Source organism: Pseudomonas sp. TE6283 (genome assembly GCF_054060555.1).
Genome location: NZ_JBSSDH010000010.1, coordinates 1 through 20,706 on the forward strand (window position 1 = coordinate 1; position 20,706 = coordinate 20,706).

23 protein-coding genes are annotated in these 20,706 nt (G+C 64.6%); 12 read left to right on the forward strand and 11 right to left on the reverse strand.

The genetic code is table 11. The annotated features are described in order from the left end of the window. Nucleotides 1-154: 154 nt before the first annotated feature. Together ACVWZ5_RS14870 and ACVWZ5_RS14875 are read right to left on the reverse strand one after the other, a co-directional pair. A complete protein-coding gene (locus ACVWZ5_RS14870; RefSeq protein WP_028688715.1) occupies nucleotides 155-376 on the reverse strand; it encodes a DUF1161 domain-containing protein in 222 nt (73 codons plus the stop codon). A 102-nt stretch (nucleotides 377-478) separates the two neighbouring features. After that, the gene (locus tag ACVWZ5_RS14875) at nucleotides 479-694 is read right to left on the reverse strand and encodes a dodecin (RefSeq protein ID WP_011531496.1); all 216 of its coding nucleotides are present in this window, start codon (nucleotides 692-694) and stop codon (nucleotides 479-481) included. Between the two features lie 150 nt (nucleotides 695-844). Here ACVWZ5_RS14875 and ACVWZ5_RS14880 point away from each other — a divergent pair, with 150 nt between their 5' ends. Further along, on the forward strand, nucleotides 845-1,171 hold the full coding sequence (locus ACVWZ5_RS14880; protein ID WP_028688716.1) for a DUF883 family protein: 327 nt from the start codon (nucleotides 845-847) through the stop codon (nucleotides 1,169-1,171). Here ACVWZ5_RS14880 and ACVWZ5_RS14885 read toward each other — a convergent pair. Beyond that, on the reverse strand, nucleotides 1,168-2,064 hold the full coding sequence (locus tag ACVWZ5_RS14885; protein ID WP_062572349.1) for a LysR family transcriptional regulator: 897 nt from the start codon (nucleotides 2,062-2,064) through the stop codon (nucleotides 1,168-1,170). The two genes, ACVWZ5_RS14880 and ACVWZ5_RS14885, sit on opposite strands and share 4 nt — an antisense overlap. A gap of 110 nt (nucleotides 2,065-2,174) precedes the next feature. Here ACVWZ5_RS14885 and trpB point away from each other — a divergent pair, with 110 nt between their 5' ends. Together trpB and trpA are read left to right on the forward strand one after the other, a co-directional pair. Continuing rightward, nucleotides 2,175-3,392 carry a tryptophan synthase subunit beta gene (trpB, locus tag ACVWZ5_RS14890; RefSeq protein ID WP_011531493.1) on the forward strand — a complete coding sequence of 406 codons (1,218 nt, stop codon included), beginning with the start codon at nucleotides 2,175-2,177 and terminating at the stop codon, nucleotides 3,390-3,392. Beyond that, complete coding sequence (gene trpA / locus ACVWZ5_RS14895; RefSeq protein ID WP_457340706.1) at nucleotides 3,389-4,198, forward strand: tryptophan synthase subunit alpha; 810 nt, start codon at nucleotides 3,389-3,391, stop codon at nucleotides 4,196-4,198. Before trpB ends, trpA begins: the two co-directional genes overlap by 4 nt. 73 nt (nucleotides 4,199-4,271) lie before the next feature. On the opposite strand, the gene ACVWZ5_RS14900 is transcribed toward trpA, so the two are convergent. Both ACVWZ5_RS14900 and ACVWZ5_RS14905 read right to left on the reverse strand, forming a co-directional pair. Next, nucleotides 4,272-4,604, reverse strand: coding sequence for a DOPA 4,5-dioxygenase family protein (locus ACVWZ5_RS14900; protein WP_028688720.1), 333 nt, complete (start codon nucleotides 4,602-4,604; stop codon nucleotides 4,272-4,274). Between the two features lie 51 nt (nucleotides 4,605-4,655). Next, a complete protein-coding gene (locus tag ACVWZ5_RS14905; RefSeq protein WP_062572348.1) occupies nucleotides 4,656-5,552 on the reverse strand; it encodes a choline sulfate utilization transcriptional regulator in 897 nt (298 codons plus the stop codon). 109 nt (nucleotides 5,553-5,661) lie between these two features. On the opposite strand from ACVWZ5_RS14905, the gene betC reads away from it, so the two are divergent. From betC to ACVWZ5_RS14920, 3 genes are all read left to right on the forward strand, one after another. Further along, nucleotides 5,662-7,179, forward strand: a complete 1,518-nt coding sequence (gene betC / locus ACVWZ5_RS14910) for a choline-sulfatase (RefSeq protein WP_457340707.1) — start codon at nucleotides 5,662-5,664, stop codon at nucleotides 7,177-7,179. Between the two features lie 14 nt (nucleotides 7,180-7,193). Then, nucleotides 7,194-8,117: a choline ABC transporter substrate-binding protein gene (gene choX, locus ACVWZ5_RS14915; RefSeq protein WP_062572346.1), complete on the forward strand. Its 924-nt coding sequence runs from the start codon at nucleotides 7,194-7,196 to the stop codon at nucleotides 8,115-8,117. A gap of 149 nt (nucleotides 8,118-8,266) precedes the next feature. Beyond that, on the forward strand, nucleotides 8,267-9,832 hold the full coding sequence (locus ACVWZ5_RS14920) for a SulP family inorganic anion transporter (RefSeq protein ID WP_457340708.1): 1,566 nt from the start codon (nucleotides 8,267-8,269) through the stop codon (nucleotides 9,830-9,832). A gap of 39 nt (nucleotides 9,833-9,871) precedes the next feature. Here the strand turns inward: ACVWZ5_RS14920 and aroE are convergent, their stop codons facing one another. After that, nucleotides 9,872-10,696, reverse strand: coding sequence for a shikimate dehydrogenase (gene aroE / locus ACVWZ5_RS14925; protein ID WP_062572344.1), 825 nt, complete (start codon nucleotides 10,694-10,696; stop codon nucleotides 9,872-9,874). 25 nt (nucleotides 10,697-10,721) lie between these two features. Then, complete coding sequence (gene hemF / locus ACVWZ5_RS14930) at nucleotides 10,722-11,633, reverse strand: oxygen-dependent coproporphyrinogen oxidase (protein ID WP_062572343.1); 912 nt, start codon at nucleotides 11,631-11,633, stop codon at nucleotides 10,722-10,724. A 132-nt stretch (nucleotides 11,634-11,765) separates the two neighbouring features. Here hemF and ACVWZ5_RS14935 point away from each other — a divergent pair, with 132 nt between their 5' ends. Next, the gene (locus ACVWZ5_RS14935; protein ID WP_062572342.1) at nucleotides 11,766-12,743 is read left to right on the forward strand and encodes an NADPH:quinone reductase; all 978 of its coding nucleotides are present in this window, start codon (nucleotides 11,766-11,768) and stop codon (nucleotides 12,741-12,743) included. A 53-nt stretch (nucleotides 12,744-12,796) separates the two neighbouring features. On the opposite strand, the gene ACVWZ5_RS14940 is transcribed toward ACVWZ5_RS14935, so the two are convergent. The 4 genes from ACVWZ5_RS14940 to dprA form a co-directional block, all read right to left on the reverse strand. Next, nucleotides 12,797-13,108 carry a hypothetical protein gene (locus ACVWZ5_RS14940; protein ID WP_084940940.1) on the reverse strand — a complete coding sequence of 104 codons (312 nt, stop codon included), beginning with the start codon at nucleotides 13,106-13,108 and terminating at the stop codon, nucleotides 12,797-12,799. A gap of 480 nt (nucleotides 13,109-13,588) precedes the next feature. After that, entirely contained in the window at nucleotides 13,589-14,065 is a 477-nt protein-coding gene (locus ACVWZ5_RS14945) for a hypothetical protein (RefSeq protein ID WP_253249213.1), read from the reverse strand. Nucleotides 14,066-14,262: 197 nt separating this feature from the next. Continuing rightward, the gene (locus ACVWZ5_RS14950; protein ID WP_062572339.1) at nucleotides 14,263-14,820 is read right to left on the reverse strand and encodes an L-threonylcarbamoyladenylate synthase; all 558 of its coding nucleotides are present in this window, start codon (nucleotides 14,818-14,820) and stop codon (nucleotides 14,263-14,265) included. A gap of 39 nt (nucleotides 14,821-14,859) precedes the next feature. Then, nucleotides 14,860-15,957, reverse strand: a complete 1,098-nt coding sequence (gene dprA / locus ACVWZ5_RS14955) for a DNA-processing protein DprA (RefSeq protein WP_457340709.1) — start codon at nucleotides 15,955-15,957, stop codon at nucleotides 14,860-14,862. A gap of 208 nt (nucleotides 15,958-16,165) precedes the next feature. On the opposite strand from dprA, the gene def reads away from it, so the two are divergent. The 5 genes from def (at nucleotide 16,166) to ACVWZ5_RS14980 (ending at nucleotide 20,692) form a co-directional block, all read left to right on the forward strand. After that, entirely contained in the window at nucleotides 16,166-16,672 is a 507-nt protein-coding gene (gene def, locus ACVWZ5_RS14960) for a peptide deformylase (protein ID WP_028690050.1), read from the forward strand. A gap of 62 nt (nucleotides 16,673-16,734) precedes the next feature. After that, nucleotides 16,735-17,667, forward strand: a complete 933-nt coding sequence (gene fmt / locus ACVWZ5_RS14965) for a methionyl-tRNA formyltransferase (protein WP_457340710.1) — start codon at nucleotides 16,735-16,737, stop codon at nucleotides 17,665-17,667. Then, nucleotides 17,664-18,974 carry a 16S rRNA (cytosine(967)-C(5))-methyltransferase RsmB gene (rsmB, locus tag ACVWZ5_RS14970; RefSeq protein ID WP_096049044.1) on the forward strand — a complete coding sequence of 437 codons (1,311 nt, stop codon included), beginning with the start codon at nucleotides 17,664-17,666 and terminating at the stop codon, nucleotides 18,972-18,974. The genes fmt and rsmB overlap by 4 nt, the downstream gene beginning before the upstream one ends. Before the next feature lie 24 nt (nucleotides 18,975-18,998). Further along, nucleotides 18,999-20,372, forward strand: a complete 1,374-nt coding sequence (gene trkA / locus ACVWZ5_RS14975) for a Trk system potassium transporter TrkA (RefSeq protein ID WP_028690047.1) — start codon at nucleotides 18,999-19,001, stop codon at nucleotides 20,370-20,372. An 11-nt stretch (nucleotides 20,373-20,383) separates the two neighbouring features. Continuing rightward, a complete protein-coding gene (locus ACVWZ5_RS14980) occupies nucleotides 20,384-20,692 on the forward strand; it encodes a tetratricopeptide repeat protein (protein WP_062572335.1) in 309 nt (102 codons plus the stop codon). The last annotated feature ends 14 nt before the right edge of the window (nucleotides 20,693-20,706 follow it).

A 20,706-nucleotide genomic window follows, 5' to 3' on the forward strand; every position in this document is an offset into this window, starting at 1 on the left:
CTCCACAGCTACAACAACTACCTGTCGCCAATAGCCATGGAGCAGCAGGCGGCTTGATCACCGTAATCGGTGTCCGGAAAAACTTGACCAGAACAAGCCCACTCCTACAGGGTACGCTCTGTGGGAGCGAGCTTGCCCCGCGATGGAGCCACAATCAGTCACGGCTATAGGCAATTACCTTGGTCCCAGCCTCGCAGGTACCCACCACCTTGTCGGCAGGATCACCCTTGGGGGCGATCGTAAGCTTGTAACCCTTCACCCCCTTGGCATCCAGCTTCGCCGCAATCTCCGCCTTGAGCTCCTCGCACGGCTTGCCCGCCGCCAGCGCACCACCGGCCAACGCCATCAGCCCCACGGCCAGAATCAACTTCTTCATCGATCGCTTTCCTTGTACAGATCCAAGACGAAAAGGGCGCGAAGCTCGCGCCCTGCAACCTTATTACCCGATCAGGCCGGGCAAGCCTAGCCCGGCTTCGTTTCAGCTGTTGGCGATGCGGAAGCCCACCTTCAGCGTCACCTGGAAGTGCGCGGCCTTGTTGTCGCGGATATGCCCGCGGGTATCGACCACCTCGAACCATTCCAGGTGCTTGATGCTCTTGCCGGCCTCGGCCAGGGCATTGTTGATCGCTTCTTCGATGCTGGTGGGGGAGGATCCGACCAGCTCGATCTTCTTGTAGGTGTGATGATCCGACATGAGTGCTCTCCTTGGTTGGGTAGTCCGTTGAGCCTAGCAGCGCAGGCCCGGTTTACCTGCGAGCGATCGGCGCAGGAGAAAGTTCGACTGCACTTTCCCAGCGCCGCGCAGTCGCACTCCTAACAGCCCATACCGCAAAGGAGAGTCAACATGCCACGCAATTCCCTGCGCCAAACCTCCCTGGAAAGCATGGAAGCCGAGATCGAAAGCCTGCTCAAGACACTGGAACACCTCAAGCACGATGCCTCGGAGGAGTCCCACAAGACCATGAAGGCGCTGCGCGGCAATGCCGAGAACGCCCTCAAGCATTCGCGCAGCCTGCTCAGCGATGCCTACGAGGAAGTGAAGACCCGCACCCGCCAGACCGGCGTCGCCACCCGCGACTATGCCCAGGAACATCCCTGGACCACTGCGGGTGTGGCAGTTGGCGCCCTCGGCCTGCTGGCCGCCTACCTGATGTGCCGGCGTAATAACTAGCCGACCTGCTGCTGCAGCTCCCGGCGCAACCATTGCGCCAGCTGCTCGGCGCGCCCGTCCGCGGCGCGCCGGGGCACCCACAGGGCCAACGCGGCGCGGGTCGGTGAGAAGCCCCATGGCGCAGCCAACCGCCCGGCCTTCAGGTCATCCGCCACCAGCGGCTGTGGCGCGATGGCCACGCCAAGGCCGGCCACCGCCGCTTCCAGCAGGTAATACAAATGCTCGAATGCCTGGCCGTGACTCAAAGCGCCAGGCTCGATGCCATGCTGCTGCGCCCAGGTCGGCCAGGCCTGTGGCCGCGAAGTCGTGTGGAGCACGGACTCTCGTTGCAACGCCACGGCTGGCGCGGCTTTCAAACGATCGAATCCTTCGAAGTGCGGACTCATCACCGGACCGATCCACTCTTCGGCGAGCACATGCACCTGCATGTCCGCCGGCCATGGCGGCTCGGCATAGACCAGCAACGCATCCAGCCCCGGGCGGCGCGGATCGAGATCGCCTTCACCGGCGGACAGGTGCAGGCGCAACTCCGGCAGGTCGGCCTTCAGGCGCCCCAGCCGCGGAATGAACCAGCGCGCCAGCAGGCTGCCAGAACAGCCGAGCACGAAGGGTGCTTCGTCGGCATCGCGGGAAAGCTCGGCGCATACACCGCGCAGCCGGTCGAAGGCCTCGAAGCTGGCATCACGCAGGCGCACCCCGGCATCTGTGAGTTTGACGCCACGCCCATCCTTGGCGAACAGAGCCACGCCCAGATGCTCCTCGAGCACCTTGATCTGCCGGCTGACAGCGCCGTGGGTCACATGCAGCGCCTCGGCAGCCTGGCTGACACTGTTCAGCCGCGCGGTTGCCTCGAAAGCCCGCAGGGCGTTGAGGGGGGGAAGGTCCTGGGTCATTTGACTTGTGAGTTTTCCTGACAGGTTTGCGCAATCTTATCGGTTTTCAGCCGGCCGCGTCGTGGTTAGAGTAAAGCCCATCACTCATCCATTACGCCCTGGAGCGCCCCATGACCCAGACCCAATACCGCGCCGGCCCCGATGCCAACGGCCTGTTCGGCTCGTTCGGCGGCCGCTACGTGGCCGAAACCCTGATGCCCTTGGTGCTTGACCTGGCCCGCGAATACGAAGCAGCCAAGGCCGACCCCAAGTTCCTCGAAGAACTGGCCTACTTCCAGCGCGACTACATCGGCCGCCCCAACCCGCTGTACTTCGCCGAGCGCCTGACCGAGCATTGCGGCGGCGCGAAGATCTTCTTCAAGCGTGAAGAGCTCAACCACACCGGCGCGCACAAGGTGAACAACTGCATCGGCCAGGTGCTGCTGGCCAAGCGCATGGGCAAGAAGCGCCTGATCGCCGAGACCGGCGCCGGCATGCACGGCGTGGCCACCGCCACCGTCGCCGCGCGCTTCGGCCTGCCCTGCGTGATCTACATGGGCGCCACCGACATCGAGCGCCAGCAGGCCAACGTGTTCCGCATGAAGCTGCTGGGTGCCGAGATCGTCCCGGTGACCGCCGGCACCGGCACCCTGAAGGACGCCATGAACGAGGCCCTGCGCGACTGGGTCACCAACGTCGAGGACACCTTCTACCTGATCGGCACCGTGGCAGGCCCGCACCCGTACCCGGCGATGGTCCGCGACTTCCAGTCGATCATCGGCAAGGAAACCCGCGCCCAGCTGCAGGAGAAGGAAGGGCGCCTGCCCGACAGCCTGATCGCCTGCGTCGGCGGCGGCTCCAACGCCATGGGCCTGTTCCACGACTTCCTCGATGACGCCAGCGTGCAGATCATCGGCGTCGAAGCCGGCGGCCACGGCGTGCACACCGACAAGCACGCGGCCAGCCTCAACGGCGGCGTGCCGGGTGTGCTGCACGGCAACCGCACCTACCTGCTGCAGGACGACGACGGCCAGATCACCGACGCCCACTCGATCTCCGCAGGCCTGGACTACCCCGGCATCGGCCCGGAGCACGCCTACCTGCACGAAGTGAAGCGCGTGGAGTACGTCAGCATCACCGACGACGAGGCCCTCGACGCCTTCCACGCCACCTGCCGCCTGGAGGGCATCATCCCGGCGCTGGAAAGCTCCCACGCCCTGGCCGAGGCGATCAAGCGCGCGCCGAAGCTGCCCAAGGACCACCTGATGGTGATCTGCCTGTCCGGTCGCGGCGACAAGGACATGCAAACCGTGATGAACCACATGGCCGCCCAGGAGAAACAGGCATGAGCCGTCTCGAACAACGCTTCGCCGAACTGAAGGCCGAAGGCCGTTCCGCCCTGGTCACCTTCGTCACCGCTGGCGACCCGGGCTACGACGCCTCGCTGGAGATCCTCAAGGGCCTGCCGGCCGCTGGCGCCGATGTGATCGAACTGGGCATGCCGTTCACCGACCCGATGGCCGACGGCGTGGCCATCCAGCTCGCCACCCTGCGCGCCCTGGAAGCCGGCCAGACCCTGGCCAAGACCCTGCAGATGGTTCGCGAATTCCGTCTGGATAACCAGACCACGCCCATCGTGCTGATGGGTTACTACAACCCGATCCACCGCTTCGGCGTGGAGCAGTTCGTCGCCGAGGCAAAAGAAGCGGGCGTCGATGGCCTGATCATCGTCGACCTGCCACCGGAACACGACGCCGAACTGGCCACCCCGGCCCAGGCCGCAGGCATCGACTTCATCCGCCTGACCACCCCGACCACCGACGATGCGCGCCTGCCGCGCGTGCTGGAGCGCAGCTCCGGGTTCGTCTACTACGTGTCGGTGGCAGGTGTGACCGGTGCGGGTTCGGCAACCACCGAGCATGTGACCGAGGCCATTGCCCGCCTGCGTCGGCATACCGATCTGCCGATCAGCGTCGGTTTCGGCATCCGCACGCCGGAGCAGGCTGCTGCCATTGCCCGCCTGGCCGATGGCGTGGTGGTCGGTTCGGCGCTGGTCGACAAGATCGCCCAGGCCAAGGATGCCGGTCAGGCAGTGAACGATGTGCTGAGCCTGTGCTCGGCGCTGGCCGAAGGCGTGCGCGCCGCCCGCAATTGATGTTGTGGTAGCGGGCTTGCCCCGCGATGGCGGCAGTGAAGCCATCGCGGGCAAAGCCCGCTCCCACGTTGCATCAAGCACCAAATATCGACAGATCCAACGGCCTGATCGCCCCCATCCAGATCGCATGATCGCGGTGATCCGCCAGTTCATCGCCGGTTTCCGGATGTAAAAACACCACCAGCCCCTTGCGATACAGCGCCAGCCACGGCAACACCACACCCACCACCTCCGGCCCGAAGGCCAGCTGACAGCTCCAGTCAGGGTGCGGCCCGACCGGTTTCTGGTGCATGCGGCCCATGGTCACGGGAAACAGCCGCGTTGCTTCCTCGCACAGCTCACGGGCCTGTTCCATGGTCGATGCGTCGTAGTACACGTGGGCGTGATAGCCCTTGATCCTTTGCACGATGGCTCCTGATTGCAGTAATGCGAACAGCTTGAAGTCTACGCCATCTCATTACAGGCGCTCCTGCTCCAGCCAATCCACAAACCGCTCGATCAACGCCCCACGCCGCTTGCGTGGCGGCAGCACCACGTAATACCCCCGCTTCGAGCGCAAGCTGCCATCCAGCGGCCGGCACAGCAGCCCCTGCCCGACCAGCCCGTCCACCAGATGCGCCCAGCCGATCGCCACGCCCTGGCCAGCAATCGCCGCCTGAATCAGCAGGGTGTAGTTGTCGAACCGCAGTTGACCGGACGGAGGAGGGCTGTCCACACCAAGACCACGGAAAACCCCGGCCCAATCGAACCAGCGACTGGCCTGCTCGCCCTTCAGGTGCAACAACGGCAATCGTTGCAAAGCCTCGGCTGACAAGGGTTTGCCATGAGTCAGCCGTGGGCTGCAGACCGGGAAGACCTCCTCGTCGAACAACCAGCGACTCTCGCCCTGATGGAAACGCCCATCACCAAACAGCACCGCCACATCGATATCCGGGCGCAACATCCCCTGGCTGCGCTCGCCGGTCACCAGGCTCACGTCCACCTGTGGATAAGCGTCGTGGAAACGCTGCAAGCGCGGCATCAGCCAGAACGCCGCAAAGGCGAAGTCCGTAGCCACCTGCAGCACCTCGCGCTGGCCGCGCCCACTGGCTTGGGCAGCGCCATCGTCCATCGCCTGCAAGCCCTGGTGCACCTGTTCGAACAATAGCAACCCCGCCTCGGTCAACTCGATGCCCCGGTAGATCCGGTCGAACAACCGCGTGCCCAACTGCGCCTCCAGGCGCTTCATCTGCTGGCTGACCGCCGGCTGGGTGGTGCCCAGCTCCACGGCCGCAGCCGTGAAGCTACGCAAGCGCGCGGCGGACTCGAACACGCGCAATGCGTCCAGAGACAGGTCGGCAAGATGTTCAAACATAAGCGTGACTAATCCCAGTCATTGCCCGACGTGGGCTTTACCCACCTTATCCACAGCCCCATGCTGGATTGCAAGCGTTCACCATAACTCTCGACGATGGAAGGGCACCATGAAGCAACCCAATATCCTGTTCATCATGGCCGACCAGATGGCCGCGCCGCTGTTGCCGATCTACAGCCCGTCGCCGATCAAGATGCCCAACCTGGCGCGCCTCGCCGAGCAGGCCGTGGTGTTCGACTCCGCCTACTGCAACAGCCCGCTGTGTGCGCCCTCGCGCTTCACCCTGGTCAGCGGCCAGTTGCCCAGCCGCATCGGCGCCTACGACAACGCCGCCGACTTTCCCGCCGACATTCCGACCTACGCCCACTACCTGCGCCGCATCGGCTACCGCACCGCACTGTCGGGCAAGATGCATTTCTGCGGCCCGGACCAGTTGCATGGCTACGAAGAGCGCCTGACCAGCGACATCTACCCGGCCGACTATGGCTGGGCGGTGAACTGGGACGCGCCTGACGAGCGCCCGAGCTGGTACCACAACATGTCCTCGGTGCTGCAGGCCGGACCGTGCGTGCGCACCAACCAGCTGGATTTCGACGAGGAGGTGGTGTTCAAGGCACGCCAGTACCTCTATGACCACGTGCGAGAAGACGATGGCCGGCCCTTCTGCCTGACCGTGTCGATGACCCACCCGCACGATCCGTACACCATCCCCAAACGCTACTGGGATCTCTACGAGGCTGTGGATATCCCGCTACCCCGCGACGTGATCGCCCAGAGCCTGCAAGACCTGCACTCGCAACGCCTGCTCAAGGTCTATGACCTGTGGGACAAGCCGCTGCCCGTGGACAAGATCCGCGATGCCCGCCGCGCCTATTTCGGCGCCTGCAGCTATATCGACGACAATATCGGCCTGCTTGTGCAGACGCTGAAAGACTGCGGCCTGGCCGACGACACCCTGATCGTCTTCTCCGGCGACCACGGCGACATGCTTGGCGAGCGGGGGCTTTGGTACAAGATGCACTGGTTCGAGATGTCGGCGCGAGTACCGCTGCTGATCCACGCGCCCAAGCACTTCAAACCTGCGCGCATCAGCGCCAGCGTTTCCACCTGCGACCTGCTGCCGACGCTTGTCGAACTGGCCGGCGGCGCTGTGGATAAAAGCCTGCACCTGGACGGCCGCTCGCTGCTCGGCCACCTGCAAGGGCAGGGCGGGCATGACGAGGTGATCGGCGAATACATGGCCGAAGGCACGGTCGGCCCGCTGATGATGATCCGCCGCGGCGCGTACAAGTTCGTGTACAGCGAGGACGACCCCTGTTTACTCTACGACCTGAGCCGCGACCCGCACGAGCGGGAGAACCTCACCGGCAGCCCCGACCACCAGGCGCTGCTGCAGGCATTTGTCGATGAAGCGAAGCTGCGCTGGGATATCCCCAGCCTGCGCCAGCAGGTGCTGGCCAGCCAACGCCGCCGCCGTCTGGTGGCCGAGGCGCTGGCCATCGGCACGCTGAAAAGCTGGGACCACCAACCGCTGGTGGACGCCAGCCAACAGTACATGCGCAACCACATCGATCTCGACGACCTCGAGCGCAAGGCACGTTATCCACAGCCCGCACCCCTGGATTGAGAAGAGAGGCCGCCATGCAGAAGTTCTCCACCGCCGTGCTCGCCCTGGCCCTGAGCCTGGGCACGGCCCACGCCGCCGACGGCGACGCGCAATGCAGCACCGTGAAACTGGCAGACCCCGGCTGGAGCGATATCGCCAGCACCAACGCCGTCGCCCGCCTGCTCCTGGAAAGCCTGGGTTACCAGGTGAAGATCGATAGCCTGGCCGTGCCGATCATCTACGGCGGCCTGAAGGATGGCCGGGTGGATGCCTTCCTCGGCAACTGGATGCCGGCGCAGCAAGGTTTCCATGACAAGTTCATCGCCAATGGCGACGTGCAGCAGCTGGCGCGCAACCTGGAGGGCACCGAGTTCACCCTGGCGGTGCCCGATTATGTGTGGGAGGCCGGCGTGAAGGACTTCGCCGACCTGCACAAGTACGCCGACAGGTTCGACAAGAAGCTCTACGGCATCGGCTCCGGCGCACCGGCCAACCTGTCGCTGAAGGCGATCATCGACAAGAACGACTTCGCGCTTGGGCACTGGAAGCTGGTCGAATCCAGCGAACAGGCGATGCTGGCCCAGGTGGATCGGGCGGTGAAGAAGCAGCAGTTCATCACCTTCCTCGGCTGGACACCGCACCCAATGAACGTGAAGTTGAAGATGCATTACCTCACGGGTGGCGAAAAATGGTTTGGCAGCAAAGGCGATGTGTACACGCTGACTCGCAAGGGATATCCACAGGCGTGCCCGAATGCGGCGAAGCTGCTGGGCAACCTGACGTTCACGCTGGACATGGAGAACAGCATCATGGCCGAGGTTGTGGACAAGAAGGTGAGCTTTGATGAAGCTGCCAGGGGGTGGGTGAAGGCTCATCCACAGGTGCTGGATGCCTGGCTTGCAGGGGTGACCACCAAAGCTGGCGGGGATGCAGCAGAAACGGTCAAAGCCAAACTCTGATTTTTGTCTGTTAGGCTGCCGGGGCCGCTTTGCGGCCCTTTCGCGACGCAAGGCCTCTCCCACAGGGATTCGCGCTCTTCTGTGGGGGCGGCCTTGTGTCGCGAAACGAGGGCAAGGCCCTCGCCAGCGATACTGAACAGGAATGACGCATGCCTCGTCTCCACCACCTGCTGCCCTTCCTCACCTGGCTCCCCCGCCAATCGGGCCGCAGCCTGCGCCAGGACCTGCTGGTAGGCCTGAGCGGCGCCATCCTTGCCCTGCCGCAATCCATAGCCTACGCCCTGATCGCCGGCCTGCCCGCCGAATACGGCCTGTACGCCGCCATCGTTCCGGTACTGGTGGCCTGCCTGTGGGGCTCGTCCTGGCACCTGATCTGCGGCCCCACCGCCGCCATCTCCATCGTTCTCTACGCCAGCATCAGCCCACTGGCCGTGGCCGGCAGCGCCGACTACGTGACCCTGGTGCTGCTGCTGACCTTCCTCGGCGGCGTCTTCCAGCTCTTGCTCGGGCTGCTGCGCTTCGGCGCGCTGGTCAACTTCGTCTCCCATTCGGTGGTGCTGGGCTTCACCCTCGGTGCCGCCGTCGTCATCGCGCTGGGGCAACTGCCCAACCTGCTGGGCCTGGACCTGCCAAGCCAGGCCACGGCTCTGAAGACCGTGCAGGAATTGGCCGGTCATATTGGCGAGATGGACATGCCATCGCTGGTTCTGGGGCTGAGCACCCTGGCGATTGGCGTGGTGTTGAAACTGTGGCGGCCACGCTGGCCGAGCCTGTTGATAAGTCTGCTGCTGGTCAGCCTGGCGGCCTGGCTGTTGCCCGGCGTGTTCGGCCATGTGCCGCGTGTGCCCGCCTTCGTCGGCCAGTTGCCACCGCTCAGCCCACTGCCGTTACTCGATGTGGAGCTGATCCTGCGCCTGCTGCCCAGTGCCGTGGCTGTCGGTATGCTCGGCCTGGTCACCAGCCTGTCCATCGCCCGTTCCCTGTCCGCACGTTCCGAGCAACTGATCGACGCCAACCAGGAGATCCGCGCCCAGGGCTTGTCGAACATCATCGGGGCATTGTTCTCCGGCTACCTGTCCTCCGCCTCCTTTACCCGTTCCGGGCTCAGCTACGACGCAGGGGCCCGCTCGCCGTTGGCCGGAGTGTTCTCGGCGCTGTGGGTGGCGCTGTTCGCGGTGGCGGGGGCCGGGCTGATCGCCCATCTGCCGATCCCGGCGATGGCGGGCAGCATCTTGCTGATTTGCTGGGGGCTGGTGGACCATCGCGGCATCCGCGCGCTGTTCCGGGTCAGCCGTTCGGAGTTCCTAGTAATGGCGCTGACCGCCGCCGCGACCCTGCTGCTCGAGCTGCAGACGGCGATCTACGCCGGGGTGCTGGCGTCGCTGTTCTTCTACCTCAAACGCACCTCGCGACCGCGGGTGCAGCAGAGCCGGGAGGGAGAGGCGGATGTGCTGCGGGTAGGGGGATCGATTTTCTTCGGCGCGGCGCATTACCTGCAGGTGCGTTTGCAGCGTTGCCAGGGGCCGCATGTGGTGATCGATGCGCGGCAGGTGAACTTCATCGATTATTCGGGTGTGGATATGTTGCACCGCGAAGCGCGGCGGTTAATGAGAGTTGGCGGAAGCCTGACGCTGCAGCGGGCGCGGCCGCAGGTGATCGAGGAGCTACAGAGGCTGGAGGGAGTGGAGCAGTGTCCGATCCGGTTCGAGGATTGACCTTTTAGATCCTGGGGCTGCTTTGCAGCCCCGGCAATCTCAAGCCCGAGCGAGTTGTCGGCGCAGTTCATCCAAGACCGGCCCAGTCTCCGGCCGAACCCCTCGCCAGATGAAGAACGCCTCGGCCGCCTGCTCGGCCAGCATCCCCAGCCCATCCAGCACCTTGGCCGCCCCCAGCTTGCTGGCCCACTGGCAGAACGGCGTCGGCTCCTTGCCATACATCATGTCGTAGCAAACGGTACGCCCCGCCTCGACCAGGCTGTCGGCAATCGGCGGCAGTTCGCCGGACAGACTCGCCGAAGTGGCGTTGATGATCACGTCCACCGGCTCCTGCAACCAGCTGAACCCACTGGCCACCACAGGCCCCAGCTCATCGAACTCCCGCGCCAGTTGTTCGGCTTTCTCGACGGTACGGTTGGCAATCACCAGCGATTGCGGGTTGTGCGCCAGGATCGGCTCCAGCACACCCCGAACAGCACCGCCAGCGCCAAGGATAAGGATGCGCTTGCCTGCCAGCGTCACCCCGGCATTCACCGTCAGGTCACGTACCAACCCGGCGCCGTCCGTGTTGTCGCCTTGCAAGCTACCGTCGGCCAGCCTGGTCAGGGTATTTACCGCGCCAGCACGTTGCGCACGCGGGGTGAGGCTGTCGCACAGGCGATAGGCCTCTTCCTTGAATGGCACGGTGACGTTGGCGCCGCTGCCTTGCTTGAAGAAGCCTGTGGCGCAGTCGCTGAACTCGTCCAACGGCGCCAGCAGGGTGGCGTACTCCAGGTCCTGGCCGGTCTGGTCAGCGAACAGGCGGTGGATCAGCGGCGACTTGCTGTGGCCGATGGGGTTGCCGAATACGACGTACTGGTCCATGGGAGCTCCTCGGTTATCCACAGGTTTACTGGGCGAGCCAGTCGCGGTCCTGCAGGAAATAGTCGGTCAGGCGCGCTTCCTCGCTGCCAGGCTCCGCTTTCCAATCGTAGCCCCAGCGTACCTGCGGCGGCAGCGACATCAGGATCGACTCGGTGCGACCGCCCGACTGCAAGCCGAACAGCGTGCCACGGTCGTAGACCAGGTTGAACTCGACGTAGCGGCCACGGCGGTATTCCTGGAATTCACGCTGCTTGGCAGTGTACGGCGTGTCTTTGCGGCGCTGGATGATCGGCAGGTAGGCATCGACGTAGGCGTCGCCGATGGCGCGCATGAAGGCGAAGCAGGTGTCGAAGTCCCACTCGTTCAGGTCGTCGAAGAACAGGCCGCCAATGCCGCGTGGCTCGCCGCGGTGCTTGAGGTGGAAGTAGCGGTCGCACCACGCCTTGTAGCGCGGGTAGACGTTGGCGCCGAATGGCGCACAGGCCTGCTCGGCGACGCGGTGCCAGTGCACGCAATCTTCATCAAAGCCGTAGTACGGGGTCAGGTCGAAGCCGCCGCCGAACCACCATACCGCCTCTTCACCTTCCTTCTCGGCGATGAAAAAGCGCACGTTGGCGTGGGAAGTCGGCACATGCGGATTGTGCGGGTGGATCACCAGCGACACGCCCAGGGCCTCGAAACCACGGCCCGCCAGCTCCGGACGGTGGGCACTGGCCGACGGCGGCAGGCCGGCACCGAACACGTGGGAGAAGTTCACCCCGCCTTTCTCGATCACCTTGCCCTCGCCGATCACCCGTGTGCGACCGCCGCCGCCGGCATCGCGCACCCAGGCATCCTCGACGAAGCGGGCGCCGCCGTCTTCGGTTTCGAGGGCAGAGCAGATGCGGTCTTGCAGGTCGAGCAGGTAGGCTTTTACGGCCTCGGTGCGGCTGGTCATCGGGTCACCTGGAAGGAGCGGGAAAATTCGCCGCGTAGCATACCACCGGCCGACGCCGCGTCGCAGTTGACGGCGGTCAAGCAAAGGCGTCCGATAGAAGGCCTTTGCGACCCTCGACGACAGGAGTGTGTGATGGCCAAGCGTATCCAGTTCAGCCAGCATGGCGGCCCGGAAGTCCTGCAACTGGTGGAGTTCGACCCGGCACCGCCCGGCCCGCAGCAGGTGCGGGTGCGCAACCATGCGATCGGCTTGAATTTCATCGACACCTATTTCCGCAGCGGGCTGTATGCACCGCCTGCGCTGCCTTCCGGGCTGGGCACCGAAGCGGCCGGCGTGGTCGAGGCGGTGGGCGAGGGCATCAGCCGGATCAAGGTCGGCGACCGCGTGGCCTATGCCGGTGGGCCGCTGGGGGCCTACAGCGAGGTGCATACGCTGCCGGAGGCCAACCTGGTGAAGCTGCCGGAGGCGATCAGCTTCGAACAGGCGGCGGCGGTGATGCTCAAGGGGCTGACCACGCAGTATTTGCTCAAGCAGACCTATGCCGTGCAGCCGGGGGACTTCGTGCTGTTCCATGCCGCCGCCGGTGGCGTGGGGTCGCTGGCTTGCCAGTGGGCCAAGGCGCTGGGCGCGAAGCTGATCGGCACCGTCAGCTCTGCTGAGAAAGCCGAACGGGCCAAGGCCCTCGGCGCCTGGGCGACCATCGACTACAGCCATGAAGACGTGGCCAAGCGCGTGGCGGAGCTGACAGACGGTCAGAAGTGCGCGGTGGTGTATGACGGTGTGGGGGCGGATACCTGGCTGACCTCGCTGGATTGTCTGCGGCCGCGGGGGTTGATGGTGAGCTTCGGCAATGCCTCCGGTGCGGTAACCGGGGTCAACTTGGGGATCCTGTCGCAGAAGGGATCGTTGTATGTCACCCGGCCGACGCTGGGGAGCTACGCCAACAATGCCGAGAACACCCAGGCCATGGCTGACGACCTGTTCGCGATGATCGCCAGTGGCAAGCTGGTTGTGGATATCCAGCAGCGGTATCCGTTGAGCGAAGCGGCCAAGGCGCAGGCGGAGTTGTCGGCGCGGCGGACTGTCGGCTCGACTGTGCTTCTGCCTTGAGACCCTGGGGCCGCTTTGCGGCCCTTCGCGGGTAAACCCGCGAATGCGTCAGCTCAGCCAGCGGGCCTCTTGATCACAGGTGCTGACTCGATGCCATCGAGCATCGCCTCCACCAACCCCTCCGCCATTTCCAGTGAATGCAGGCTCGACCAGTACATGCCACGCCCCTCGTCGCGCAGGTGGTCGAGGGCCTTGATGCCGGTGTCGTAGGCGCAGCGCAGGTAGAGCGCTACGTGTACAAGGGCGTCGTGGGCTTCGATGTTGGGGTTTACGGTGAAGAGCGGTGGGTGGCCGGCGTCGCAGCGGCCGAAGGGGTGGGTTGTGGTGTTAGGAAGTGGTGGATCGGGGACAATCTTCTTGTTCATGGCAACCTCTACCAGAGTAGGGCTGACACCTCGTCCGTTACCACACGAATGGGTGGCAGCTGTACACGGGGTGGTAAACCGGGGAGGTACCAGACCCGGCAGACTCGAAAGCCTCCCGCGCACAGCCGCCATAGACGACTCTGATACCTTCCTGTTACCGGGTTACCACACCCGATCGCCAAGTTATTCGGCGACGGTTTGGAGCCTAGAGGCAGGCGTTCCCAATGAGAAGGTAATGGCAGTCGACAGACTGCGTAGGATATTTCTCTGAATGCGAGATGGGCAGCCTTGGGAGGAAAAATCAGAAAGTCCTGAGGGTGCAGAGAATCCCTGTGGGAGTGACACGCGAGGGGTAGGGCCTCGCTTGACCATGCCGGCTCTGAGGCGTAGCCTTTCTCCCTGAGGTTGTGCTGGTGCGCCGGTTGAGTTTCAAGTTATCCGGGCGAGCGCATCCTTACCCTTTGGCCGCTTAAGCGGCCATTATTTTTTGGGCTTGTTTCTATCCCCTTTTGGCACGATGGAATAGAGCTCCGCCTTGGGCTTGCGGGCCGTCAGTTCAAAAATCGCCTCATCATAGATTTCATTGCCATAGCCATCATTTCGGCCAATCGTGCTGCGAAGAGTAGTCATGTGCGTGGCACTCTTCCAGACCGATGTCGCTGCCAGCGCTGCCTTGATTTGCAGAACCATGTCATCAATGGTGTATCCGTCGCGTATCACCCGGCTTCTGTAGGCATGACTGCCAATGAAGACGATGCCCGGATCCTCAAGCTGGGGTAAATCCTGCCCAGCTTTCTGCCTGTTGATCGCCTCGAACTGAACTGCGGTAAATCTGCCTATTTCCACCGCCCTGACCCGATGGTTGGACGCTAGCTGCTGCAGATTCGCCCTTATCAGGTACTCGGCATTTTCGAATAGCGGCATTGTTCCAGATGCTCCCGCCGATTTGTGACGCACGGCGAGCAAGCTAGAGGCAGGGGTTCCTGTAGTGAAGGTTGTGGCTTAGGACGGGGGTAGTAGGACGTTTCCCAATTGGATTACTGGGGCCGCTTTGCGGCCCTTTCGCGGCACAAGGCCGCTCCTACAGGCAATCGCGATCCCCTGTAGGAGCGGCCTTGTGCCGCGAAACGAGGGCGCAGCCCTCGCCAGCGGTATCAGCCCGGGCGCACAACCTCGCCGGTCGCCAGGTCGCGAATCAGGCTCGGGTTCTTCCGCCCACCCAACGCCCCACCCAGCACCATGTCCAGCTGCTTGTGGAAATACTGCTCCACCCGCAACCGGCTCTTGGCCGCCGGGCGCCCAGCCGGGTTGCAAGAGGTGGAAATCAGCGGCCCCACCAGCGCGCACAGCTCGCGCACCTGTGGATGATCGCTGACTCGCAACGCCACGGTGTCGTGCTGGCCGGTCACCCACTCGGGCAGCAGGTCCTGGTGTGGCACCAGCCAGGTATTCGGCCCCGGCCAGGTAGCGCCCATGCGGTCGATCCAATCCTGGGGGAAATCCTCGAACAGAAAGTCGAACTGGCGAATGTTGTCGGCGACCAGTATCAGCCCTTTATCCACAGGCCGCGACTTGAGCGCCAGCAGGCGATACACCGCGTCCTCGTTCCACGGGTCGCAGCCCAGGCCCCAGACCGCTTCCGTCGGATAGGCGATCACCGCACCCGCCTTCACCTCACGCGCGGCTTGTTGCACACGCCAACTGCTCACCATTTTCCGTCTCTCCGCATAAACGCCGTGCGCGCAGTGTACTTAGCCCGCACGGGCAAACCAACGCCCCGCTTCATTGCTCACCCGGCCTTCGAGCTCCAGTTCGGTCAGGCTGGCCAGTACCTGGGCCAGTGGCAGGCCGCTGCTGCGGGCCAGGCCCTCGGTGGTCTGGGGTGCCGCGTGGAGCAGGCCGATCAATGGATGGCCAGGTTTATCCACAACCGCAGGCGGCAGGTTCTGCCAACCGCGCAGGCTGTCGAGGATCTGCTCCACGCTTTCCACCAGCAGGGCGCCATCGCGGATCAGCTGGTGGCAGCCCTTGGCGCCGGGGTGATGAATGGACCCAGGAATCGCGTACACCTCCCGCCCCTGTTCGGCGGCAAGCCGTGCGGTGATCAACGAGCCACTGGCCAGGCTGGCCTCGACCACCAGCACACCCAGCGACAAGCCGCTGATGATCCGGTTGCGCCGTGGGAAGTTGCCGGCCAGTGGCCCGGCGTCCAGCGGATACTCGGAAACCAGCGCGCTGCCGCTGTCGAGCATTGCCCGTGCCAGGTCACGGTGGCGCTGTGGATAAAGTTTTTGCAACCCCGTGCCGAGCACCCCGATGGTGTGCCCGCCGGCCTTCAAAGCGGCCCGATGAGCGGCACCGTCGACGCCCAGCGCCAGCCCGCTGGTGATGGTGAAACCGGCCTGGGTAAGGCATCGGGAAAACGCGCCTGCGGTATCCAGCGCCGGAGGTGAAGCACGTCTGCTACCCACGATCGCCAGTTGCGGCTGTTCGAGCAAAGCGGGGTCGCCAGCAACGAACAGCAGCGGCGGCGGATCGTCTATCTCGGCCAGCAGCGCTGGGTAGCCAGGCCCGTCCCACATCAGTAAATGCTGGCCCGGACGCTCTATCCAGCGCATTGCAGCCAATGCGCCATCGCGCACTTGCGGGCTGCGCCGGGCGTCTATACTGGCAACCTTCAGTCCCAACGCCTGCCAGGCACTGGCCGGCGCGCTGAGTGCCGACGAGGCACTGCCGAACGCTTCGATGAGGGTATGGAAACGACGCAAGCCAATCTCCGGAAGGCTATGAAGACGCAGCCGCGCCTCCAGTTCCGCAGGCGGACAAGGCGACGAACGGGATGGATTCATGGTGGATCATCCTTGATCGACAGGGGGCCAGATACGTGGCACAACCTGTGGATAACTTTGTGAGTAACACTTTGAAAAGCTGTCCATGAAATGGCAGCTATCAAGCCCATAGAGACCCTAGCCAAGCTTCACAGGTGCCGAACGCCCCATTTCCCTTTATTATGTGTGCTCAGTTTTCAACCGACCGCACAGTGACTGCCTGACCGCCATGGCTATTTTGAACATTCTCGAATTCCCCGATCCGCGCCTGCGCACCATCGCCAAACCGGTGACGGAGTTCGACGACGCCTTGAGCCAGCTGATCGACGACATGTTCGAGACCATGTACGAGGCGCCCGGCATCGGCCTGGCCGCGACCCAGGTCAACGTGCACAAGCAGGTCGTGGTGATGGACCTGAGCGAAGACCGTAGCGAGCCGCGCGTTTTCATCAACCCCACGGTCGAGGAGCTGACCCACGACATGGGCCAGTACCAGGAAGGCTGCCTGTCGGTGCCCGGCTTCTACGAGAACGTCGATCGCCCGCTGCGCGTGCGGGTAAAGGCCCAGGACCGCGACGGCAAGCCCTACGAACTGGAATGCGAAGGCCTGCTGGCCGTGTGTGTGCAGCACGAGTTCGATCACCTCAACGGCAAGCTGTTCGTCGACTACCTGTCCCAGCTCAAACGCGATCGGATCAAGAAGAAGCTGGAAAAGCAGCACCGCCAGCAAGCCTGATCCCCACCTTCCAGAAGGCTTGCTCCGGCAAGCCTTTTTCTTTTTGAAGAAGCGAGAACTCCATGCGCATCGTCTTCGCAGGCACTCCAGAGTTTGCCGCCGAACACCTCAAGGCCCTGCTCGACAGCCCGTACGAGATCGTGGCTGTCTACACCCAGCCCGACCGCCCGGCCGGCCGTGGCCAGAAGCTCATGCCGAGCGCAGTCAAGGCGCTGGCCGTGGCCCACGACATCCCGGTGTACCAGCCGCAGACCCTGCGCAACGCCGAGGCGCAAGCCGAACTCGCCGCGCTCAAGCCGGACCTGATGGTCGTGGTCGCCTACGGCCTGATCCTGCCGCAGGTGGTGCTGGATATCCCGCGTCTGGGCTGCATCAACAGCCACGCATCGCTGCTGCCACGCTGGCGCGGTGCGGCGCCGATCCAGCGCGCCGTGGAAGCCGGCGACGCCGAGAGCGGTGTGACCGTGATGCGCATGGAAGCGAGCCTGGATACCGGTCCGATGCTGCTCAAGGTGGTTACCCCGATCAGCGCCGAGGACACCGGCGGCACCCTGCACGACCGCCTCGCCATCATGGGCCCGGGCGCCGTGGTTCAGGCAATCGCCGGCCTGGCCGACGGTTCGCTGCAAGGTGAAGTCCAGGACGATGCCCTGGCCACCTATGCCCACAAGCTGAACAAGGATGAGGCCCGCATCGACTGGAGCCGCCCGGCCGTGGAGCTGGAGCGCCTTATCCGCGCCTTCAATCCCTGGCCGGTGTGCCACAGCACCCTCGACGGCGAAAGCGTGAAGGTACTGGCCGCCAACTTGTCCACAGGCAAGGGCGCCCCCGGCGAAATCCTCTCCGCCAGCAAGGACGGCCTGGTCGTCGCCTGCGGTGACGGTGCGCTGAGCCTGACCCGCCTGCAACTGCCCGGCGGCAAGGCCCTGGCCTTCAGCGACCTGTTCAACAGTCGCCGCGAGAAATTCGCCGGTGGCAAGGTGCTCGGCCAATGAATCCACGCCTGGCTGCCGCCCGCGCCCTTGCCGCCGTGCTTAGCGGCAAGGCCTCGCTGAACAGCTCGCTGCCGGCGCAACTGGACAAGGTCGAGGAGCGCGACCGCGGCCTGACCCAAGACCTGGCCTTCGGCACCGCCCGCTGGCAGCCGCGCCTGGACCTGCTGGCCGCGCAACTGCTGCAGAAGCCGTTCAAGGCCGCCGACGCCGATGTGCAGGCACTGCTGCTGGTCGGCCTGTACCAGTTGTTCTACACGCGCATCCCGGCCCACGCCGCCATCGGCGAGACCGTTGGCTGCGCCGACAAGCTCAAGAAGCCGTGGGCCAAGGGCCTGCTCAATGCCGTGCTGCGCCGCGCCCAGCGTGAAGGCGAAGAGCTGCTCGCCGGCATGGAGCGCGACCCGGTAGTGCGCACCGCCCACCCACGCTGGCTGCAGAAGTCGCTGAAAGCCTTCTGGCCGGAGCAGTGGGAAGCCATCTGCGCCGCCAACAACGCCCACCCGCCGATGATCCTGCGGATCAACCGCCGCCATCACAGCCGCGATGCCTACCTGGCACTGCTGGCCGAGGCCGGCATCCAGGCCAGCGCCTGCCAGTACAGCCGCGACGGCATCGTCCTGGCCCAGGCCTGCGACGTGCGCGGCCTGCCGGGCTTCGCCGACGGCTGGGTGAGCGTGCAGGACGAAGCCGCGCAGCTGTCCGCCGACCTGCTCGAGCTGGCCCCCGGCCAACGCGTGCTCGACGCCTGCTGCGCCCCGGGCGGCAAGACCTGCCACCTGCTGGAAGCCGAACCTGGCCTGTCCCACATGGTCGCCATCGACCTGGAAGCCAAGCGCCTGGCCCGCGTGCGCGAGAACCTCGACCGCCTCAAGCTCGACGCCGAGCTGATCGCCTGCGACGCCCGCGATACCGCCAGCTGGTGGGACGGCAAGCCGTTCCAGCGCATCCTGCTCGATGCGCCCTGCTCGGCCACCGGCGTGATCCGCCGCCACCCCGACATCAAGCTGACTCGCCAGGCCGAGGACATCCCAGCCCTGGCCACGCTGCAAGGCGAGCTGCTCGACGCCCTGTGGCCGACCCTGGAAGTGGGCGGCATGCTGCTCTACGCCACCTGCTCGAGCCTGCCGACCGAGAACACCGAAGTGATCGAAGCCTTCCTCGCCCGCACCCCCGGCGCCCGCGAGCTGGACCTGGCCACCGAGGCTGGCCTGCGCCAGCCCCACGGCCGCCAGTTGCTGGCCCAGCAAGGCGGTCACGACGGTTTCTACTATGCCAAGCTGATCAAGATCGCCGCCTCGCGCGGGTAAGAACAAGAACCTAGGGAGTAGTGGATGAAGATCATCATCCTCGGCGCAGGACAGGTCGGCGGCACGCTGGCGGAGCATCTGGCCAGCGAAGCCAACGACATCACCGTGGTCGACACCGATGGCGACCGTCTGCGCGACCTGGGCGACCGCCTGGACATCCGCACCGTGCAGGGCCGCGGCTCGCTGCCGACGGTGCTGCGCCAGGCCGGAGCCGACGACGCCGACATGCTGGTGGCGGTGACCAACAGCGACGAGACCAACATGGTCGCCTGCCAGGTCGCCTATTCGCTGTTCCACACCCCGACCAAGATCGCCCGGGTGCGCGAGTCGGCCTACCTGACCCGCGAAGAGCTGTTCGACAACGACCATATCCCGGTGGACGTGCTGATCAGCCCTGAACAGGTGGTGACCAACTACATCAAGCGCCTGATCGAACACCCCGGCTCGCTGCAGGTGATCGACTTCGCCGAAGGCAAGGCCCAGCTGGTGGCGGTCAAGGCCTACTACGGCGGCCCGCTGGTGGGCCAGCAACTGCGCCAGATCCGTGCCCACATGCCCAACGTCGATACCCGCGTGGCGGCGATCTTCCGCCGCGACCGGCCGATCACGCCTCAGGGCGACACGGTGATCGAGGCCGACGACGAGGTGTTCTTCATTGCCGCAAAAAAGGATATCCGCGCAGTGATGGGCGAGTTGCGGCGCATCGACGAAACCAACAAGCGCGTGGTCATCGCCGGCGGCGGACAGATCGGCGAGCGCCTGGCCGAGGCCATCGAGAGCCGCTACCAGGTAAAGATCATCGAGATGAACCCTGCGCGCTGCCGCTACCTCTCCGATACCCTGGAGAGCACCGTGGTGCTGCAGGGCAGCGCTTCTGATCGCGACCTGATGCTCGAAGAGAACATCGCCGACGCCGACATCTTCCTGGCCCTGACCAACGACGACGAAGCCAACATCATGTCGTCGCTGCTGGCCAAGCGCCTGGGTTCGCGCAAGGTGATGACCATCATCAACAACCCGGCCTACGTCGACCTGGTGCAGGGCGGCGAGATCGACATCGCCATCAGCCCGCAGCTGGCCACCATCGGCACCTTGCTGGCCCACGTGCGCCGCGGCGATATCGTCAGCGTGCACTCGCTGCGCCGGGGCGCGGCCGAGGCCATCGAAGCGGTGGCCCATGGCGATTCGAAATCGAGCAAGGTGGTGGGCAAGGCCATCGAGGACATCTCGTTGCCACCGGGCACCACCATCGGCGCGATCATCCGCGACGAGGAAGTGCTGATCGCCCACGACGACACGGTGATCGAGTCGGGCGACCATGTGATCCTGTTCGTTGTGGATAAAAAGCATATTCGGGACGTGGAGAAGCTGTTCCACGTGGGCCTGAGTTTCTTCTAGGAGGGAAGGACATGCGCGAATCGCTGGAGAAGATGCTGGCCAAGGGTGTGGATAACCCGCTGCTGAGATTCGGGCTGGGCAAGGCCTGGCTGGACGAGGGCAATGGGGCTGAAGCGGCGGTGCATCTGTCGGCTTGTGTGAAGCAGGATCCGAAGTACTCGGCGGCGTGGAAGCTGCTGGGGAAGGCGTATCAGTTGAGCGGGGATCTGGACGGCGCGCGCAAGGCCTGGGAAGAGGGGATCGTTGCGGCGCAGGCCCATGGCGACAAGCAGGCCGAGAAAGAGATGACGGTTTTTCTCAAGAAGCTGAACAAGGCTTGAGATTACCGGGGCTG

Coding starts and splice junctions, on each gene's coding strand:
- ACVWZ5_RS14870 (WP_028688715.1), bottom strand. CDS start 376: ATGAAGAAGTTGATTCTGGCCGTGGGGCTGATGGCGTTGGCCGGTGGT.
- ACVWZ5_RS14875 (WP_011531496.1), bottom strand. CDS start 694: ATGTCGGATCATCACACCTACAAGAAGATCGAGCTGGTCGGATCCTCC.
- ACVWZ5_RS14880 (WP_028688716.1), top strand. CDS start 845: ATGCCACGCAATTCCCTGCGCCAAACCTCCCTGGAAAGCATGGAAGCC.
- ACVWZ5_RS14885 (WP_062572349.1), bottom strand. CDS start 2,064: ATGACCCAGGACCTTCCCCCCCTCAACGCCCTGCGGGCTTTCGAGGCA.
- trpB (WP_011531493.1), top strand. CDS start 2,175: ATGACCCAGACCCAATACCGCGCCGGCCCCGATGCCAACGGCCTGTTC.
- trpA (WP_457340706.1), top strand. CDS start 3,389: ATGAGCCGTCTCGAACAACGCTTCGCCGAACTGAAGGCCGAAGGCCGT.
- ACVWZ5_RS14905 (WP_062572348.1), bottom strand. CDS start 5,552: ATGTTTGAACATCTTGCCGACCTGTCTCTGGACGCATTGCGCGTGTTC.
- betC (WP_457340707.1), top strand. CDS start 5,662: ATGAAGCAACCCAATATCCTGTTCATCATGGCCGACCAGATGGCCGCG.
- choX (WP_062572346.1), top strand. CDS start 7,194: ATGCAGAAGTTCTCCACCGCCGTGCTCGCCCTGGCCCTGAGCCTGGGC.
- ACVWZ5_RS14920 (WP_457340708.1), top strand. CDS start 8,267: ATGCCTCGTCTCCACCACCTGCTGCCCTTCCTCACCTGGCTCCCCCGC.
- aroE (WP_062572344.1), bottom strand. CDS start 10,696: ATGGACCAGTACGTCGTATTCGGCAACCCCATCGGCCACAGCAAGTCG.
- hemF (WP_062572343.1), bottom strand. CDS start 11,633: ATGACCAGCCGCACCGAGGCCGTAAAAGCCTACCTGCTCGACCTGCAA.
- ACVWZ5_RS14935 (WP_062572342.1), top strand. CDS start 11,766: ATGGCCAAGCGTATCCAGTTCAGCCAGCATGGCGGCCCGGAAGTCCTG.
- ACVWZ5_RS14940 (WP_084940940.1), bottom strand. CDS start 13,108: ATGAACAAGAAGATTGTCCCCGATCCACCACTTCCTAACACCACAACC.
- ACVWZ5_RS14950 (WP_062572339.1), bottom strand. CDS start 14,820: ATGGTGAGCAGTTGGCGTGTGCAACAAGCCGCGCGTGAGGTGAAGGCG.
- dprA (WP_457340709.1), bottom strand. CDS start 15,957: ATGAATCCATCCCGTTCGTCGCCTTGTCCGCCTGCGGAACTGGAGGCG.
- def (WP_028690050.1), top strand. CDS start 16,166: ATGGCTATTTTGAACATTCTCGAATTCCCCGATCCGCGCCTGCGCACC.
- fmt (WP_457340710.1), top strand. CDS start 16,735: ATGCGCATCGTCTTCGCAGGCACTCCAGAGTTTGCCGCCGAACACCTC.
- rsmB (WP_096049044.1), top strand. CDS start 17,664: ATGAATCCACGCCTGGCTGCCGCCCGCGCCCTTGCCGCCGTGCTTAGC.
- trkA (WP_028690047.1), top strand. CDS start 18,999: ATGAAGATCATCATCCTCGGCGCAGGACAGGTCGGCGGCACGCTGGCG.
- ACVWZ5_RS14980 (WP_062572335.1), top strand. CDS start 20,384: ATGCGCGAATCGCTGGAGAAGATGCTGGCCAAGGGTGTGGATAACCCG.